Annotated in this window: 13 protein-coding genes; 5 read left to right on the top strand and 8 right to left on the bottom strand. The window is 64.3% G+C overall.

Annotated elements, in window-relative coordinates:
* Window positions 1-61 precede the first annotated feature (61 nt).
* A complete protein-coding gene (locus D8Z78_RS09345; protein ID WP_121634088.1) occupies window positions 62-1,735 on the top strand; it encodes a bifunctional protein tyrosine phosphatase family protein/NAD(P)/FAD-dependent oxidoreductase in 1,674 nt (557 codons plus the stop codon).
* A gap of 152 nt (window positions 1,736-1,887) precedes the next feature.
* Window positions 1,888-3,630, top strand: coding sequence for a SulP family inorganic anion transporter (locus tag D8Z78_RS09340; protein ID WP_121634090.1), 1,743 nt, complete (start codon window positions 1,888-1,890; stop codon window positions 3,628-3,630).
* On the opposite strand, the gene D8Z78_RS09335 is transcribed toward D8Z78_RS09340, so the two are convergent.
* Both D8Z78_RS09335 and D8Z78_RS09330 read right to left on the bottom strand, forming a co-directional pair.
* On the bottom strand, window positions 3,625-4,392 hold the full coding sequence (locus D8Z78_RS09335) for a metallophosphoesterase family protein (RefSeq protein WP_121634092.1): 768 nt from the start codon (window positions 4,390-4,392) through the stop codon (window positions 3,625-3,627). The two genes, D8Z78_RS09340 and D8Z78_RS09335, sit on opposite strands and share 6 nt — an antisense overlap.
* Before the next feature lie 9 nt (window positions 4,393-4,401).
* Window positions 4,402-5,355: a LysR family transcriptional regulator gene (locus D8Z78_RS09330; RefSeq protein WP_121634094.1), complete on the bottom strand. Its 954-nt coding sequence runs from the start codon at window positions 5,353-5,355 to the stop codon at window positions 4,402-4,404.
* A gap of 213 nt (window positions 5,356-5,568) precedes the next feature.
* Between D8Z78_RS09330 and D8Z78_RS09325 the strand changes: the two genes are divergently transcribed.
* On the top strand, window positions 5,569-5,934 hold the full coding sequence (locus tag D8Z78_RS09325) for a hypothetical protein (RefSeq protein WP_121634096.1): 366 nt from the start codon (window positions 5,569-5,571) through the stop codon (window positions 5,932-5,934).
* Window positions 5,935-5,979: 45 nt separating this feature from the next.
* Here the strand turns inward: D8Z78_RS09325 and serA are convergent, their stop codons facing one another.
* Together serA and D8Z78_RS09315 are read right to left on the bottom strand one after the other, a co-directional pair.
* On the bottom strand, window positions 5,980-7,581 hold the full coding sequence (gene serA / locus D8Z78_RS09320) for a phosphoglycerate dehydrogenase (protein ID WP_121634098.1): 1,602 nt from the start codon (window positions 7,579-7,581) through the stop codon (window positions 5,980-5,982).
* Between the two features lie 84 nt (window positions 7,582-7,665).
* Window positions 7,666-8,847, bottom strand: a complete 1,182-nt coding sequence (locus tag D8Z78_RS09315; protein ID WP_121634100.1) for a phosphoserine transaminase — start codon at window positions 8,845-8,847, stop codon at window positions 7,666-7,668.
* 217 nt (window positions 8,848-9,064) lie between these two features.
* On the opposite strand from D8Z78_RS09315, the gene D8Z78_RS09310 reads away from it, so the two are divergent.
* Complete coding sequence (locus D8Z78_RS09310) at window positions 9,065-10,351, top strand: DUF2330 domain-containing protein (protein WP_121634102.1); 1,287 nt, start codon at window positions 9,065-9,067, stop codon at window positions 10,349-10,351.
* A 71-nt stretch (window positions 10,352-10,422) separates the two neighbouring features.
* On the opposite strand, the gene D8Z78_RS09305 is transcribed toward D8Z78_RS09310, so the two are convergent.
* From D8Z78_RS09305 to paaI, 3 genes are all read right to left on the bottom strand, one after another.
* Window positions 10,423-10,995 carry a TetR/AcrR family transcriptional regulator gene (locus D8Z78_RS09305; RefSeq protein WP_121634103.1) on the bottom strand — a complete coding sequence of 191 codons (573 nt, stop codon included), beginning with the start codon at window positions 10,993-10,995 and terminating at the stop codon, window positions 10,423-10,425.
* A gap of 105 nt (window positions 10,996-11,100) precedes the next feature.
* A complete protein-coding gene (gene paaK / locus D8Z78_RS09300) occupies window positions 11,101-12,405 on the bottom strand; it encodes a phenylacetate--CoA ligase PaaK (RefSeq protein ID WP_121634105.1) in 1,305 nt (434 codons plus the stop codon).
* Between the two features lie 12 nt (window positions 12,406-12,417).
* On the bottom strand, window positions 12,418-12,846 hold the full coding sequence (gene paaI, locus D8Z78_RS09295) for a hydroxyphenylacetyl-CoA thioesterase PaaI (RefSeq protein ID WP_121634107.1): 429 nt from the start codon (window positions 12,844-12,846) through the stop codon (window positions 12,418-12,420).
* Window positions 12,847-12,953: 107 nt separating this feature from the next.
* On the opposite strand from paaI, the gene paaZ reads away from it, so the two are divergent.
* Window positions 12,954-14,960 carry a phenylacetic acid degradation bifunctional protein PaaZ gene (gene paaZ / locus D8Z78_RS09290; protein WP_121634109.1) on the top strand — a complete coding sequence of 669 codons (2,007 nt, stop codon included), beginning with the start codon at window positions 12,954-12,956 and terminating at the stop codon, window positions 14,958-14,960.
* Between the two features lie 266 nt (window positions 14,961-15,226).
* On the opposite strand, the gene D8Z78_RS09285 is transcribed toward paaZ, so the two are convergent.
* Window positions 15,227-16,069, bottom strand: an 843-nt coding sequence (locus D8Z78_RS09285; protein WP_128910759.1) for an elongation factor Tu, incomplete at its 5' end; no start/stop codon positions are given.

Here is a 16,069-nt window from a genome sequence, read left to right as displayed (position 1 = left end):
AATTCACAGTTCTGAATGTATATTGCCGTATACCGATTCCACAGCCGGAGGAGCGCGCGTCATGGAATTCAAGAGGATCAACGCCGACATCACCGTGTCGCCGCAAATCACCGCCGACGATATCGCAGACATCAAGGCGGCGGGCTATCGCTCGATCATCTGCAACCGCCCCGATGGCGAGGGCGCCGATCAGCCCGCCTTCGAGGAAATCCACGCAGCTGCCGAGGCCGCAGGGCTGCAAGCCGCCTATCTGCCCGTCGTCGGCGGCAAGGTGTCGGATGACGATGCCGACGCGTTCGACACGCTGATGCGCACCCTGCCCGGCCCGGTCTTTGCCTACTGCCGCACCGGAACGCGCTCGGCCACGCTTTGGTCGCTGAGCCAGGCCAAGTCCAAATCCCCCGCCGAAATCCTGGAAGCGACCAAGGCCGCTGGCTACGACATGGCAGGCGTCGTGCGCCGCATCGTCAATGGCGGCAAGACCCCCACGGATGAGGGCGACGCCAAGTTCGACATCGTCATCGTCGGCGGCGGCGCGGCGGGTATCTCTGTCGCCTCGTCGCTGCAATCGCGCCGGGCGGGGCTGAGCATCGCCATCCTCGACCCGGCGGATGTGCATTATTACCAGCCCGGCTGGACGATGGTCGGCGGCGGCGTCTTCGAGGCGAGCACCACCGCGCGGACGATGGGCTCGCTCATCCCCAAGGGCGTGCATTGGATCAAATCCGCCGTCGCCGCGTTCGAGCCGCAGAACAACGCCGTGATCCTCGATGGCTGCCGCGTCGTGAAATACGACCGGCTGATCGTCTGCCCGGGGCTGAAACTGAACTGGGGGGCCGTGGATGGCCTGGTGGAGACGCTGGGCAAGAACGGCGTGACGTCCAACTACCGCTACGATCTGGCCCCCTACACGTGGGAGCTGGTCAAGGGCCTGAAAGAGGGCCGCGCCCTGTTCACCCAGCCGCCCATGCCGATCAAATGCGCCGGTGCGCCGCAAAAGGCGCTGTACCTGTCGGGCGACCATTGGTTCCGCGAGGGTGTGCTGAAGAACATCGACATTCAGTTCATGAATGCCGGGGGCGTGCTGTTTGGCGTCAAGGATTACGTGCCCGCGCTGGAAAGCTATATCCAGAAATACAGCGCCGACCTGAACTTCTTCCACAACCTTGTTGCGGTCGATGGTCCGGCGAAAAAGGCAACGTTCAAGGTGGCCAAGCCCGGGGCCGAGCCGACCGAGGTCACCGTCGAGTTCGACATGATGCATGTCTGCCCGCCCCAGACCGCGCCGGACTTCATCCGCGTCTCGCCCTTGGCCGATGCCGCCGGTTGGGTCGACGTGGATCAAAGCACCCTGCGCCACAAGACCTATGACAATATCTGGTCGCTGGGCGACGTGATGAACGCCCCCAACGCCAAAACCGCCGCCGCTGCGCGCATTCAGGCGCCGATCGTGGCGGAAAACGTCGTCGCCGACATCAATGGCGGCGCGCCGCGCGCGGTTTATAATGGCTACGGCTCCTGCCCGCTGACCGTGGAGCGCGGCAAGATCGTGCTGGCCGAATTTGGCTATGGCGGCACGCTGCTGCCATCCTTCCCGACATGGATGATCGACGGCACCAAACCGACCCGCGCGGCGTGGCTGCTCAAGGAGCAGATCCTGCCGCCGATCTACTGGAAGGCGATGCTGCGCGGCAAGGAATGGATGGCCCGGCCCGAAACCGTCTCAGCGGGCTGACCGCGTTGACCAAATCGCAAGGCCGGGCGCATATCTTTGCCCGGCCTTGGCTTTTTCCAGTTTGCCCCTTTTCAAATTCCGATTTTAGAATATATACCGAACTGAATATACGAATCCGGTGAAGCTTTCACCGCCGAAATCAGGACAAGCCGATGCCACGTCCCATCCTTGACGGCTTCAGGCAGTATCTTCCGATCCTGCAATGGGCCAAGACCTACGACCGCGAAACCGCCACCTCCGACATCGTCGCGGCGGTGATCGTGACGATCATGCTGATCCCGCAATCGCTGGCTTATGCGCTGCTGGCGGGCCTGCCCGCCGAGATGGGGCTTTATGCCTCCATCGCGCCGCTGCTGCTATACGCCATCTTCGGCACCTCGCGCGCGCTGGCGGTGGGGCCGGTGGCCGTCGTGTCGCTGATGACCGCCGCCGCCATCGGCAATCTGGGCCTGACCGACCCGGCCAGCATCGCGCTGGCGGCCATCACGCTGGCCTTCATCTCGGGCCTGATCCTGACGGTTCTGGGCCTGTTCAAGCTGGGCTTTCTGGCGAATTTCCTCAGCCACCCGGTGATCGCGGGCTTCATCACTGCGTCGGGCATCCTGATCGCCACCTCGCAGCTCAAGCACATCTTTGGCGTCGAGGCGCATGGCCACACCCTGCTGGGTCTGCTGGGATCGCTGTTTTCGCATCTGGGCGAGGCCAACGGCACGACCCTTTGGATGGGGATGATCACGACGGCCTTCCTGTTCTGGGTGCGCAAGGGGCTCAAGCCGCTGCTGATCTCGCGGGGGCTCAGCCCGCGCATGGCCGATATCGGGGCAAAGGCCGGGCCGGTGGCTGCCGTCGCCGTCACCATCCTGCTGACATGGGGCTTTGCGCTGGACAAACAGGGCGTCAAGATCGTGGGCGAGGTGCCGATGGGCCTGCCGCCGCTGTCGCTGCCGTCGCTGTCACCCGCGCTGTGGTCGCAGCTGTTCATGTCGGCGCTGCTGATCTCGATCATCGGCTTTGTCGAATCCGTGTCCGTGGCCCAGACGCTGGCCGCGAAACGCCGCCAGCGCATTTCGCCCGATCAGGAACTGATCGGTCTGGGCACCTCGAATATCGGCGCGGCGGTGACCGGTGGTTTCCCGGTCACCGGGGGCTTTTCCCGCTCTGTCGTGAATTTCGACGCGGGCGCCGAGACCCCCGCCGCGGGCGCCTATACCGCCGTGGGCATCCTGATCGCGACGCTGGTCCTGACGCCGCTGCTGTATTTCCTGCCCAAGGCGACGCTGGCCGCGACGATCATCGTCGCCGTGCTGAGCCTCGTGGATTTCAGCATCCTGAAAAAGGCGTGGGGCTATTCCAAGGTCGACTTCGCCGCCGTCGCGGCAACGATCCTTCTGACGCTTGGGTTCGGCGTGGAAATGGGCGTGTCCGCCGGGGTGCTGATCTCGATCGGGCTGCACCTCTACCGCACCTCGCGGCCACACGTGGCAGAGGTCGGACTGGTGCCGGGCACCCAGCATTTCCGCAACATCAACCGGCACAAGGTCGAGACGCGTCCGCATCTCGTCACGCTGCGGGTGGATGAAAGCCTGTATTTCGCCAATGCGCGCTTTCTCGAGGATTACGTGCTGAACCGCGTCGCAGGCGACACGGCGCTGCGCCATGTCGTGCTGCACTTCGCCGCCGTGAACGAGGTCGACCTGTCGGCGCTGGAAACGCTCGAAGAGCTGAACAAGCGCCTGTCCGAAACCGGGATCAAGCTGCACCTGTCCGAGGTCAAGGGCCCGGTCATGGACCGGCTCAACCGCTCGCACCTGCTCAGCGACCTCAGCGGAGAGGTCTTCCTGTCGCAATACGATGCATGGGCCCGGTTGACGACGCCTGTCAGCGTCGCGTCATAGGGGCACGCGCCCCCGTTCGGTGAGGGTGAAGATCCCGCCCTCATCGAACACGGCGGCGGTCAGCGGGCGTCCATAGCCCGCCCCGCTGTCAAGGTTCACCCGGTTGATATAGCGTTCCGGTGCCTCCAGTGCGGTGTGGCCATGGACGATCAGCGCGCCATGGCTGCGCGTGTCGGACAGGAACGGCTCGCGAATCCAGAACAGGTCTTCGGGGTCCTGCATCCCCATCGGCACGCCGGGCCGCACCCCCGCATGGACAAAGATCTTGTCATCCTCTTCGTGCCACAGCGCGAGTTCCGCGAAAAACGCCCGGTGCTCTTCGGGCACGGCCGCGCCTACGGCACTCAGAACCTTCAGCACCAGCGCATCGGGCATGGGATCGAAACCAAAGCTTTCGATCGGCGGCGCGCCAAGGTCGTGCATCAAGGCCGTCATATCCAGATAGGAGGCCAGCGTGGTGTTGCCGCCCAGCGACGGGTGCAACCAAAGCTTGCCCGACTTGATATGATCGTCCGTCACCGTCCCGTCCGACAGGAACCGCTGGAACATGGCATCGTGATTGCCCTTGAGAAAAACCCAGTCCCGGCCCTCGTCCAGACCCTTCAGAAACCGGTCGACCACCCCGCGGCTGTCCGGCCCGCGATCCACGTAATCCCCAAGGAAAACAACGCGCGCGCGCGACCCGCCATCGGCGTCGATCAGGGCAAGCACCCGTTCCAGTTCGGCCAACTGGCCGTGAATATCACCGACTGCATAAATCATGGCGTGACCCTAGCTGATGCCGCGCTGCGGCGTAAGCCCCTCATCCAGCGGGCTGAGCAATCTTTGGATCTGTTCGCGCATCCAGCGATGCGCCGGGTTGCGGTCCGCGCGGCTGTGCCAGACCATGACGATCTGCGCCGGTGCGATCGGCGTCGGCGCCTCGTACAGGTCCAGCCCGATAAGCTCCGCCTTGGCCTGCGCCAGTGGCCTTGGCAACAGGGCGATCAGGTCGCTTTGCGACACCGCCGTGTAGACCCCGTGAAAGACGGGCATCGTCATCACCACCCGGCGCGTGCGCCCCACGGCAGCCAGCGCGGCATCGCCCATCGCGCCAAGATTGCCTTCGGGCGAGAACAGCACATGGCCCAGATCGCAGAACAGGTCGATGGGAATGGTCGCGCCCGGCGCAAGATGGCGCAGGCGGGGATGCCCCTTGCGCGCCACGGTCACGAAACTAGACCAGAACAGGTGCTGCTCCGAGATGAACTCCGGCACCTTCATGCGCGGGATCAGGGCCAAGTAGGCGCGGTCCCGGTCGATGATGCCGACATAACTGTCGGGCACGAGGTCGACGAGCTGCACGATCACGCCCGGCGCCCTGCGCACGCAGAAATCGGCAAGCTGCGGCATCAGCATGTCGGCCATGAAATCCGAGGCCGATATCTTGAAGCTGACCTGCGCCCGGGCCGGGTCGAACCTGTCCGGTCCCGCCAGCAGGGCCTGCGTTTCGTCCAGCAGGCGCCGCAGCGGATCGCGCAGGCTTTGGGCGTAATCCGTGGCGACCATGCGCCGCCCCTCGCGGATCAGCAGCGGATCGTCCAGCGCGTGCCGCAAGCGGCCCAGCGCGGCAGACACGGCGGGCTGGGACAGGCCGACACGGTCCGCCGCCTCGGTGGTCGAGCCGGTGCTGAGCAGCGCGTCGAGCACCTTCAGCAGGTTGAGATCGAAGTTCTTCAAATTCATGGCACGAATAATAGTAATACAAACAATCAATTTCTCATATATGCGAATTCCCGACAAACTTTGCCCAACGGCACATGCCGCGCCAAGCGGGCCGGCGTGCCTGATTACGGGAGAAAGCATGAAAGATCATATCCTTGGGCCCGACGACCCCGCCTGTGCCCCGCGTCATCCGGGCGTCACCGCTCCGTCCCTGACTGCGAAGGAGGCCGGACAATGAGAGGGCTATCACTTGGTTTCCTGCTGGTCGGCGTCCTGTCGGCGCTGATCGGCATGGCTTGGGGCATCCAGATGTCGGCCAGCGCCGATCACGGGCTGTCGCCCGCCCATGCCCACCTGAACTTGCTGGGCTGGGTCAGCATGGCGATCTTCGCCTTTTATTACCATCTGGTGCCCGAAGCCGCCGGGGGAGTTCTGGCCAAGGTGCATTTTGCTCTGGCGGTCGCCGGGCTGGTGCTGATCGTGCCGGGCATCGTCATGGCCATCCGCGAAACGAGCGAGCTGTTCGCCAAGCTCGGCTCGGTCCTGACGATCCTGTCGATGCTGGTCTTCGCGGTGGTGGTCGTCACCAACCGCAAATGAGAAAAGCCGCCCCGGCACATCGGGGCGGCGCTTGATTTCAAGACCTTAGACGACGTCGAAGACGAGCGGCTTGATCTGCTTGAACAGGCCGGTGGCCTTCAGGTCCTCGCGCGCGGCCGCCGGGATCGGCTCATCGACATAGAGCAGCGCGATGGCCTCGCCCTTGGCCTCTTTGCGCCCCAAGGTAAAGTTCGCGATGTTCACGCCGTGCTTGCCACAGGTCTGCCCCAGCGCCCCGATGATGCCCGGCACGTCCTCGTTGGTGGTGTAGACCATGTGGCGGCCCACCTCGGCGTCGATATTGATGCCCTTGATCTGGATGAAGCGCGGCTTGCCATCCGAGAACACGGTGCCCGCGATGGACCGTTCGCGCTGCTTGGTGACGACCGTGACCTTGATATAGCCCTCGAACGCGCCCGATTGCGCCTGATTGGTTGTGCTGATCTTGATCCCGCGTTCCTTGGCGATCATCGGGGCGGACACCATGTTCACGTCAGGGTTGATCGACTTCATGATCCCGGCGATGAGCGAGCAGTTCAGCGCCTGAAGGTTCATCGTGGACGCCTCGCCATCATAGAGGATGTTGATCGCCTCGATGGCCTCTTCGTCGGCCATCTGGCCGATGAAGTTGCCCAGATGGTCGGCCAGCTTGATCCACGGCCCCATGATCTTGGCCTCTTCGGCGGTGACAGAGGGCATGTTCAGCGCGTTTTCCACGGCCCCGGTGAGCAGGTAGTTGGCCATCTGGTCGGCCACCTGCAACGCCACGTTTTCCTGCGCCTCGGTGGTCGCGGCCCCAAGATGCGGGGTGCAGACGACGTTGGGCAGGTTGAACAGCGGGTTCTCGGTGGCCGGTTCCTCGGCGAACACGTCAAAGGCCGCGCCAGCCACATGGCCGGATGTCAGCAGATCGGCCAGAGCCTGTTCGTCCACCAGACCGCCACGGGCACAGTTGATGATGCGCACGCCCTTCTTGGTCTTTTCAAGGTTTTCGCGCGACAGGATGTTGCGGGTGCCATCGGTCAGCGGCACGTGCAGGGTGATGAAATCGGCGCGTTTCAGCAGGTCGTCCAACTCGACCTTTTCCACCTTCATCTTCTCGGCCTTTTCGTCCGACAGGAAGGGATCGTAGGCGATGACCTTCATCTTCAGGCCGATGGCGCGGTCGCAGACGATGCCGCCGATATTGCCCGCGCCGATCACGCCCAGCGTCTTGCCGGTCAGCTCGACGCCCATGAACTTAGACTTTTCCCACTTGCCCGCATGGGTGGAGGCGGACGCCTCGGGGATCTGGCGGGCGACGGCGAACATCATGGCGATGGCGTGCTCGGCGGTGGTGATCATGTTGCCGAACGGCGTGTTCATCACGATCACACCGGCCTTGGATGCGGCTTCCTTGTCGACATTGTCGGTGCCGATCCCGGCGCGGCCCACGACCTTGAGATTGGTGGCGGCAGCAAGGATGGTCGGCGTCACCTTGGTGGCCGAGCGGATGGCAAGGCCGTCATACTTGCCGATGATCTCGGCCAGCTTGTCCTTGTCCTTGCCCACCTCGGGCATGAAATCCACGTCGATCCCGCGATCGCGGAAGATCTGCACGGCGGCGTCAGAGAGTTTGTCGGAAATCAGAACTTTGGGTGCGGTCATTGCGATACCTGCCCCGGACCTGATCCGGGGCCTCCTGTGCGAAATTGGGGGAGAGGTCCCGGGTCAAGCCCGGGACACGATGTTTCAAGCGGCTTCGGTCTGCTCTGCGAGCACGGTCTCGAAGGCCCATTTCAGCCAAAGCGTCAGCTTTTCGACATCCGCGGCCTCGATCGTGGCCCCGCACCAGATGCGCAGGCCCGCAGGGGCATCGCGATAGGCGCCGATGTCATAGGCGGCGTTGTAGTCGTCCAGCTTCTTCGCCACGGCCTTGGCAAAGGCCGCGCCGTCCTTGATCCGCTCATCGGTGAACTTCAGGCAGACGGAGGTGTTCGACCGCGTCGCCGGGTCCACAGCGAGATTGTCGATCCAGTCATGCCGGTCGCAGAAGTCCCAGATCACCATGGCATTGGTGTCGGCCCGGGCCATCAGCCCCTTGAGCCCACCGACCGAACGCGCCCAGTCCAGCGCCACGAGGTAATCCTCGACCGCCAGCATGGACGGGGTGTTGATCGTTTCCCCCTTGAAGACGCCCTCGATCAGCTTGCCACCCTTGGTCAGGCGGAAGATCTTCGGCAGCGGCCATGCGGGGGTGTAGCTTTCAAGGCGTTCGACGGCGCGGGGCGACAGGATCAGCATACCGTGCGCCGCTTCGCCGCCCATCACCTTCTGCCAGCTGAACGTGGTCACATCCAGCTTGTCCCAAGGCAGGTCCTGCGCAAAGGCGGCGGAGGTGGCGTCGCAGATGGTCAGGCCCGCGCGGTCCGCCGGGATCGCATCGCCATTGGGCAGGCGCACACCCGAGGTAGTGCCGTTCCACGTGAACACAACGTCGGTGTCAAAGTCGATGGTGGTGAAATCGACAATCTCGCCATAGCCAGCTTCGCGCACTTCGGCGTCGATCTTCAGCTGCTTGACGACATCGCTGACCCAGCCTGCGCCAAAGCTTTCCCAAGCGACCATCGTCGCCTTGCGCGCGCCCAGCAGGGACCACATGGCCATTTCGACAGCGCCGGTATCCGAGGCAGGCACGATGCCGATCTTGTAATCGGCGGGAATGCCGAGAATTTCGCGGGTGCCCTCGATGGCGGCCTTCAGCTTGTCCTTGCCGATGGCCGCGCGATGCGAGCGGCCCAAGGCGGCATCGCTCAGCTGGTCGAGGGAGAATGTGGGGATCTTGGCGCAAGGGCCAGAGGAGAAACGCGGGTTCGCCGGCCGAGTTTCGGGATGGCGCGCGGACTCGCGCGACGCCAGATGGTCATTTGCCATATCTGCTAACCTTCCAGATAGATGCCCCTCGTTGGGGAGGGGTGTCCCGCGGATGGAGATACGCCGCAGCGCAGAGGCCCACAAGTCGGAAAATGCGCCGAAACGGTCGCGAATGCTTTTTCAGGTCGGCACGTTGGAGCCGATCGGAAACTTGCCATATTGCAAACGGGTCCGGCCCGGCTACGCTGGTGACGGATTTGAGAGGGAGATTACCCGGATGTTGCGTTTTCTCATGGCTTTGTGCCTGTCGCTGACCGCCGCCTCGGCGCAGGCGTTCTGCGGCTTCTACGTGGCCAAAGCCGATTCGAGCCTGTTCAACCAGTCCTCCAAGGTGGTCTATTTCCGCGAGGGCGATTTGTCGGTCATCACCATGGCCTCGGACTATCGCGGCGAACCGGCGGATTTCGCGATGATCGTGCCGACGCCCGTGGTCTTGCCCCGCCCCAGCGTGCGCACGGTGCCCGCCAAGACGGTGCAGCATCTCGACGACTACACCGCCCCGCGTCTGGTGGAATATCATGACGGCGGGCCGTGGTGTGGCGATATAGAGTTCGTCGTTGTCGAAGAGGCGCCCGGCGCTGCCCCCACCCAGCGCGAGCGCGCCCGCGCACAGGGGGTGACCATCGCCGCGAAATACGCCGTGGGCGACTATGACATCCTGATTCTCAAGGCCGAGCAATCCGACGGGCTGGCTACCTTCCTGACCGACGAAGGCTATACCCTGCCCGAGGGCGCGGCCCCCGTTCTGAACGATTACATCAAGATGGGGATGAAGTTCTTTGTGGCCAAGGTGAATCTGTCCCGCCACGCGGCGGGCGAAAGCCGCGACCTGCCGCCCCTGCAAATCCGCTTTCGATCGCGCGACTTCATGCTGCCGATCCAGCTGGGCAAGGTGAATGCCGACGGGCCTCAGGATGTGCTGATGTACATGCTGTCCCGCAAGGGTCGGGTCGAGCCTGTGAACTACAAAGCCGTGGACCTGCCCACCGATTTCGACGTGCCCGCCTTTGTCGAGAACCAGTTCCCCGCCTTCTACCGCGCGCTGTTCACCAAGGCCGTGCCCAAGGGCGGCGGCATCGTGCTGGAATACGCGTGGGACATGGGCTGGTGCGATCCCTGCGCCGCCGATCCGCTGACCGGGGCCGAGCTGCGCGAACTGGGCGTCACACGGCTGACCGGCAAGGAAGAGATGGTGCCCGAGATATACGTCACCCGCCTGCACGCGCGCTATGCGGCGGGTCAAATGACGCAGGACATCACCTTTCGCGAGACCGAGAACCGGCAGAACTTTCAGGGTCGCTTCGTGATCCGCCATGCCTATACGGGCGATTTCGATCTGGGCGACGATCCCACGGCCGAGGATCCCGCCTGCTTGGCGGACTATGTCACCGAGACCAAATCGCGCCTGCGGGCCGAGGGCAAGAGACTGGCCGAGGTCACGGGCTGGCCCCTGTCAGAGATCAACACGCGCCTGCTGCCGACCATCCCCGAGCGGTATCGGTGAGGGCAGAGGGGGCTTTGCCCCCGCCCGTTCCGGGCTCCCCCAAGGTATTTGGGGACCAAAGAAGCCGGGGGTCAGATCGCTGACAGGCCGCCCTTGACGAAATCGGTGGCAAGGGCGGCATAGTCCGCACGGCTCAGGCCCTTGCCGGGGCGATGCCACATGTAGAACCAGTTCAGGATGCCAAAGACGGTCATGGTGGCCGCGTGCAGACGGTCGCCGGACAGATCCGGGCGTTCGGTCTGGATCGCCTCGGACATGAGCGCAATCAGGCGGCGCTGAATGGCGATCAGCGGGGCCTGCATCTCGGGCGGGAGAGCACTGCGCAGGGCCTCCAGTTGCAGCTTGTGTTCGGCATCGGCATCCTCGTAGGCAGCAAGGATGGCGGCGATCAGGGCAGGCAGGCCCTGCGGCGCGGCGGCCTCGACGGTATCGAGCAGCTCTGACAGGTGGCCATCAAGGATGTCGTACAGCAAGGCCTCCTTGCTGTCGTGATAGTGGTAGAGCAAGGCCTTGGACACGCCGCATTCCTTCGCGGCCCCGGTCATCGACGCGCGGTCAAACCCGTTGCGCGCGAAATAGGCCGCAGCCCCCTTGCGCAGCGCGTGGCGTTTTTCGTCATGATCGCGAGCAACACCTCTTGCCATACGAACCTCCCGTGTGAACGTAGCGCCCAAAGGGATGGTGGGTGGGGCGCCTTCGGCGCAGCCGAACAGCGTCCGGGCCAAAGGCCCGGCCCACCCAGCCTCCCGTCACACCTTGGGCCGGTTGTCGACGATGCGAACCGCCTTGCCCTGCGAGCGCGCAACCCCACCGGGGGCAGCCACCGTGACGCGCACCGTGACACCCACCACCTGTTTCACCTTCTGCGCCAATTCCCGCGCGGCCACGTCACCGCCCGCCACCGTATGCGGCCACGGCTCGACCATCACGGTCATGACATCCTTGTGCTCGACCCGGTCCAGCTGGATCTGGAAATGCGGGGCGAGCGCCTCGACCGTCATCAGCTGTTCCTCGATCTGCGTCGGGAACACGTTCACGCCGCGCAGGATGATCATGTCATCCGAGCGCCCCGTCACCTTCTCCATCCGCCGCATCGACCGCGCCGTCCCCGGCAGCAACCGCGTCAGATCGCGCGTGCGGTAGCGGATGATCGGAAAGGCCTCCTTCGTCAAAGACGTGAACACCAGCTCGCCCAACTCCCCATCGGGCAGGACCTCGCCCGTCTCGGGGTCGATGATCTCGGGGTAGAAGTGATCCTCCCAGATGTGCAAGCCGTCCTTCGTCTCGACACATTCATTCGCGACACCCGGCCCCATGACCTCGGACAGGCCATAAATATCCACCGCGTGCATATCGAAGGCCTGCTCGATTTCGAGCCGCATCGCATTCGTCCACGGCTCGGCCCCAAAGATGCCCACCTTCAAAGGCGACTCGCGCGGGTCGCGCCCCTGCTCGGCATATTCGTCGATGATCGACAGCGCATAAGACGGCGTCACCGTGATCCCCGTCGCGCCGAAATCCTCGATCAGGCGCACTTGGCGCTGGGTCATGCCACCGGAAATCGGCACCGTCGTCAGCCCCAGCTTGTCGGCACCCAGATGGATGCCAAGCCCCCCGGTGAACAGCCCATAGCCATAGGCGTTGTGCAGGATGTCGCCCGGCTTCAACCCGCTCGCCCGCAAGGACCGCGCCACCACCGTGCCCCACGTATCCAGATCGCGCGCCGTATAGCCCACCACCGTCGGCTGCCCCGTCGTGCCCGAGGACGCGTGGATGCGCGCCACCTGATCGCGCGGCACGGCGAACATGCCAAACGGATAGTTGTCGCGCAGATCGGTCTTTACCGTGAAGGGGAACTTCGCCAGATCACTCAAGTCGTGAAGGTCATCCGGATGCACCCCCGCCTTGTCGAAACTGTCGCGATAAAACGCAACATTGTCATAGGCATGGCGCAGCGACCATTTCATGCGGTCCAACTGCACGGACGCGATCTCATCGCGCGAGGCGATCTCGATCGGTTCGAGGCTCTCGCGGCTCGGGGTCAGGTCTTCCATCTCGCTCCTCCCTTATTCTTCGTCAAACAAGGTGCCGCGCACGGTGCGCGACAGCCCCCGCATCAAGGCCACCTTGCGGCCATCCTCGCCCGTCACCACCACGTCATAGACGCCGGACCGGCCCGTCTTGGCCGTCTCGGTGCAGGTCGCAGTCAGGCGCTCCCCCGGCTGACCGGGCGCAAGGAAGGTGATCTGGTTTTCCTGCGCCACCGTCACCGCGTTGTAGGAATTGCAGGCAAAGGCAAAGGCGCTGTCCGCCAGCGTGAAGATGAACCCGCCATGGCAAATCCGGTGCCCGTTCAGCATCCAGTCCGCCACCTGCATCGACAAGACCGCGCGCCCCGGCGCGATCTCTTTGATCGTCATCCCCATCTTCTGGCTGGCCGTATCCGTGGCCCACATGGCCTCGGCGCTGGCCTTGGCCCGCTCCTGTGGTGTCATCGCGCTGTCCTCCCTAAGCGCATTGCTGCACAAACCCGACCGCGCGGTCAAGTCTGTTGATTTCCCCGGCGGCTTGGCTCAGGATGCGCGGCAAAGGGAGGAACGATATGCTGACACCTCAGTCTTATGCCTGCGGGCAATGGGTTGCGCCCGGTACGGCCGCGCGCGAGATTCACGGCCCCGTCGATGGGGCGCTGATTGCCCGCGCCGGGTCCGATCTGGACGTGGCCGCGATGCGCGACTTCGCCATCACGCGCGGCGGCCCCGCCCTGCGCGAGATGACGTTCCACCAGCGGGCCAAGATGCTCAAGGCGCTGGCGGGCTACATCGCCGACCGCAAAGAGGAGCTCTACGCCCTTAACCCGCTGACCGGTGCCACCCGCGCCGATGGCGGTGTCGATATCGAGGGCGGCATCATCACCATGACCGTCATCGCCAGCAAAGGTCGGCGTGAGATGCCCGATGGCCATGTCTACGTGGATGGCGGTGTCGAGCGCATCAGCCGCCGCGGCACCTTCCTCGCCCAGCACATTGCCGTGCCGCTGCAAGGGGTTGCGGTGCATATTAACGCTTTCAACTTCCCGGTCTGGGGGATGCTGGAAAAGCTCGCGCCGACCTTGCTGGCGGGTGTCCCGGCCATCGTCAAACCCGCGACCCAGACCTGCTACCTGACCGAGGCCTGCTTTCGCATGATCATCGAGTCGGGCCTTGTCCCCGAGGGCGCGGTGCAGTTGATCGTCGGCGGCACAGGCGACCTGCTCGACCGGCTCGGGCCACAGGACGTGGTCAGCTTTACCGGCTCTGCAGACACCGCCCTGCACCTGCGCGGCAATGGCAACCTGATGCGCAATTCCGTGCGCTTCATGTCCGAACAGGACAGCCTGAACGCCTCGATCCTTGGCCCGGACGTGACCCCCGACAGCGAGGAATTCGCCCTGTTCATCAAGCAGGCGGCGACCGAAATCACCGTCAAGGCCGGTCAGAAATGCACCGCGATTCGCCGGATCATCGTGCCGGAGGCGCTGCTCGGCCCCGTGGGCGAGGCGCTGTCCGAACGCCTGAAGAAAACCACCATCGGCGACCCTGCGGGCGACGCGCGCATGGGCGCGCTGGCCTCCGCCGCGCAGCGCGAGGACGTCGCCGCGAAGGCCGCCGTGCTGGCCTCCGAGGCGCGGCAGATCCTTGGGGCCGACAGCTTTGACCTGCCCGATGGCCCCGGCTTCTTTGCGCCGACGCTGTTCGTCTGCGACGATCCGGACGCCGCCACGCAGGTCCACGCGACCGAGGCCTTTGGCCCCGTCTCGACGCTCATGCCCTATCGCGACCTCGCCCATGCGGCGGCCTTGGCCAATCGTGGCGAGGGCTCGCTGGTGGCCTCGCTCGTGACCGCCGATCCCGCCGTGGCGCGCGACGTGGCGGTGAACAGCGCCGCATGGCACGGGCGGCTCTACATCACTGACCGGACCTCGATGAAAGAGGCCACCGGCCACGGTTCCCCCCTGCCCCATCTTGTTCATGGCGGCCCCGGTCGCGCGGGCGGCGGCGAGGAGTTGGGCGGCGTGCGCGGCGTGCTGCACTACATGCAGCGCACGGCGATCCAAGGCAGCCCGGATGTGCTGACCGCGATCACCGGCCAATGGGTGCCCGGCGCGCGCGAGGTGCAGGGGCCGGAACACCCGTTCCGCCGCACCTTCGAGCAAATCCAGATCGGCGAGACCCTCGTGACCGATCCGCGCGAGGTCACGCTGGAGGATATCGAGCATTTCGCCCAGTTCACTGGCGACACCTTCTATGCCCATATGGATGAGGCCGCCGCCGAGGCGAACCCCTTCTTCCCCGGTCGCGTGGCGCATGGCTACCTGCTGCTGAGTTTCGCCGCCGGGCTCTTCGTCCAGCCCGATCCCGGCCCGGTTCTGGCCAATACCGGGTTGAACGGCCTCAGCTTTCAAAAACCCGTCTCGCCCGGTGACAAGGTCCATGTCCGCCTGACCTGCAAACGCAAGACCGGGCGCACCGACACCTATGGCGAGGTCGCGTGGCATGTGACGCTGTACCAGCAGGACGGCGAGCAGGTGGCGGAATATGAACTGCTGACCATGGTGAGTTATTCTTGACAGGGGGGCGGGGCAGAGCCCCGCCCTACAGTGCGTCGGCGCATGAAAAAGGCCGCCCCTCGGGGCGGCCTTTTCTTGTTGACCGTGTGGCTCTCGGTATCTTTACGCAAAAAGGGCCACCCCGCGGGGTGGCCCTTTCTTATTCTACCGTGTGGCTACCGGCAGACTTTCTTGCAGAAAGTCGCCTGCCGCCACCGGAATAATTCGCGTTGCGACTTATTCCACGATCTTCGACACACCTCTCAGGCGCGTCTCGGGATCGTCGATTACTCGACGATCTTCGACACGACGCCCGAACCGACGGTACGGCCGCCTTCGCGGATGGCGAAGCGCAGGCCGTCTTCCATCGCGATCGGCGCGATCAGCTCGACCACGAACTTCAGGTTGTCACCCGGCATCACCATCTCGGTGCCCTCGGGCAGCTGAACCGTGCCGGTCACGTCCGTCGTGCGGAAGTAGAACTGCGGGCGGTAGTTCGCGAAGAACGGCGTGTGACGGCCACCTTCTTCCTTGGTCAGAATGTAGACCTCGGCTTCGAACTTGGTGTGCGGGTTCACCGATTTCGGCTTGCACAGAACCTGACCACGCTCGACCGCTTCACGGTCGATGCCGCGCAGCAGCGCGCCGATGTTGTCGCCTGCCTCACCGCGATCCAGCAGCTTGCGGAACATTTCCACACCGGTGCAGGTGGTGGTCTGCGTGTCCTTCAGGCCAACGATCTCGATGGTGTCGCCGACGTTGATCACGCCACGCTCGACACGACCGGTCACAACCGTACCACGACCCGAGATCGAGAACACGTCTTCGATCGGCATCAGGAAGGGCTGGTCCACGGCACGCGCGGGCTGCGGGATGTACTCGTCGACAGCCGCCATCAGTTCGCGGATCTTGTTCTCGCCGATTTCCGGGTTCTCGCCGTTCATCGCCGCCAGAGCCGAACCTGCGATGATCGGAATGTCGTCGCCGGGGAAGTCATAGGCGGACAGCAGTTCGCGCACTTCCATCTCGACCAGCTCGAGCAGTTCCTCGTCGTCGACCTGGTCGACCTTGTTCATGAACACGACCATGGCGGGGATGCCCACCTGGCGGCCCAGCAGGATGTGCTCGCG

This window comes from Tropicibacter alexandrii (assembly GCF_003667315.2).
GTDB classification, from domain to species: domain Bacteria; phylum Pseudomonadota; class Alphaproteobacteria; order Rhodobacterales; family Rhodobacteraceae; genus Tropicibacter; species Tropicibacter alexandrii.
Note: the sequence above shows the minus strand (reverse complement) of the source record. Positions and strands in the feature narration are given on the sequence as shown.

Bases quoted from the DNA above. Each gene is read 5' to 3' on its own strand.
- paaI (WP_121634107.1), bottom strand. From the start codon at position 12,846: ATGACACCACAGGAGCGGGCCAAGGCCAGCGCCGAGGCCATGTGGGCC.
- D8Z78_RS09310 (WP_121634102.1), top strand. From the start codon at position 9,065: ATGTTGCGTTTTCTCATGGCTTTGTGCCTGTCGCTGACCGCCGCCTCG.
- D8Z78_RS09345 (WP_121634088.1), top strand. From the start codon at position 62: ATGGAATTCAAGAGGATCAACGCCGACATCACCGTGTCGCCGCAAATC.
- paaZ (WP_121634109.1), top strand. From the start codon at position 12,954: ATGCTGACACCTCAGTCTTATGCCTGCGGGCAATGGGTTGCGCCCGGT.
- D8Z78_RS09315 (WP_121634100.1), bottom strand. From the start codon at position 8,847: ATGGCAAATGACCATCTGGCGTCGCGCGAGTCCGCGCGCCATCCCGAA.
- D8Z78_RS09305 (WP_121634103.1), bottom strand. From the start codon at position 10,995: ATGGCAAGAGGTGTTGCTCGCGATCATGACGAAAAACGCCACGCGCTG.
- D8Z78_RS09325 (WP_121634096.1), top strand. From the start codon at position 5,569: ATGAGAGGGCTATCACTTGGTTTCCTGCTGGTCGGCGTCCTGTCGGCG.
- D8Z78_RS09330 (WP_121634094.1), bottom strand. From the start codon at position 5,355: ATGAATTTGAAGAACTTCGATCTCAACCTGCTGAAGGTGCTCGACGCG.
- paaK (WP_121634105.1), bottom strand. From the start codon at position 12,405: ATGGAAGACCTGACCCCGAGCCGCGAGAGCCTCGAACCGATCGAGATC.
- D8Z78_RS09335 (WP_121634092.1), bottom strand. From the start codon at position 4,392: ATGATTTATGCAGTCGGTGATATTCACGGCCAGTTGGCCGAACTGGAA.
- serA (WP_121634098.1), bottom strand. From the start codon at position 7,581: ATGACCGCACCCAAAGTTCTGATTTCCGACAAACTCTCTGACGCCGCC.
- D8Z78_RS09340 (WP_121634090.1), top strand. From the start codon at position 1,888: ATGCCACGTCCCATCCTTGACGGCTTCAGGCAGTATCTTCCGATCCTG.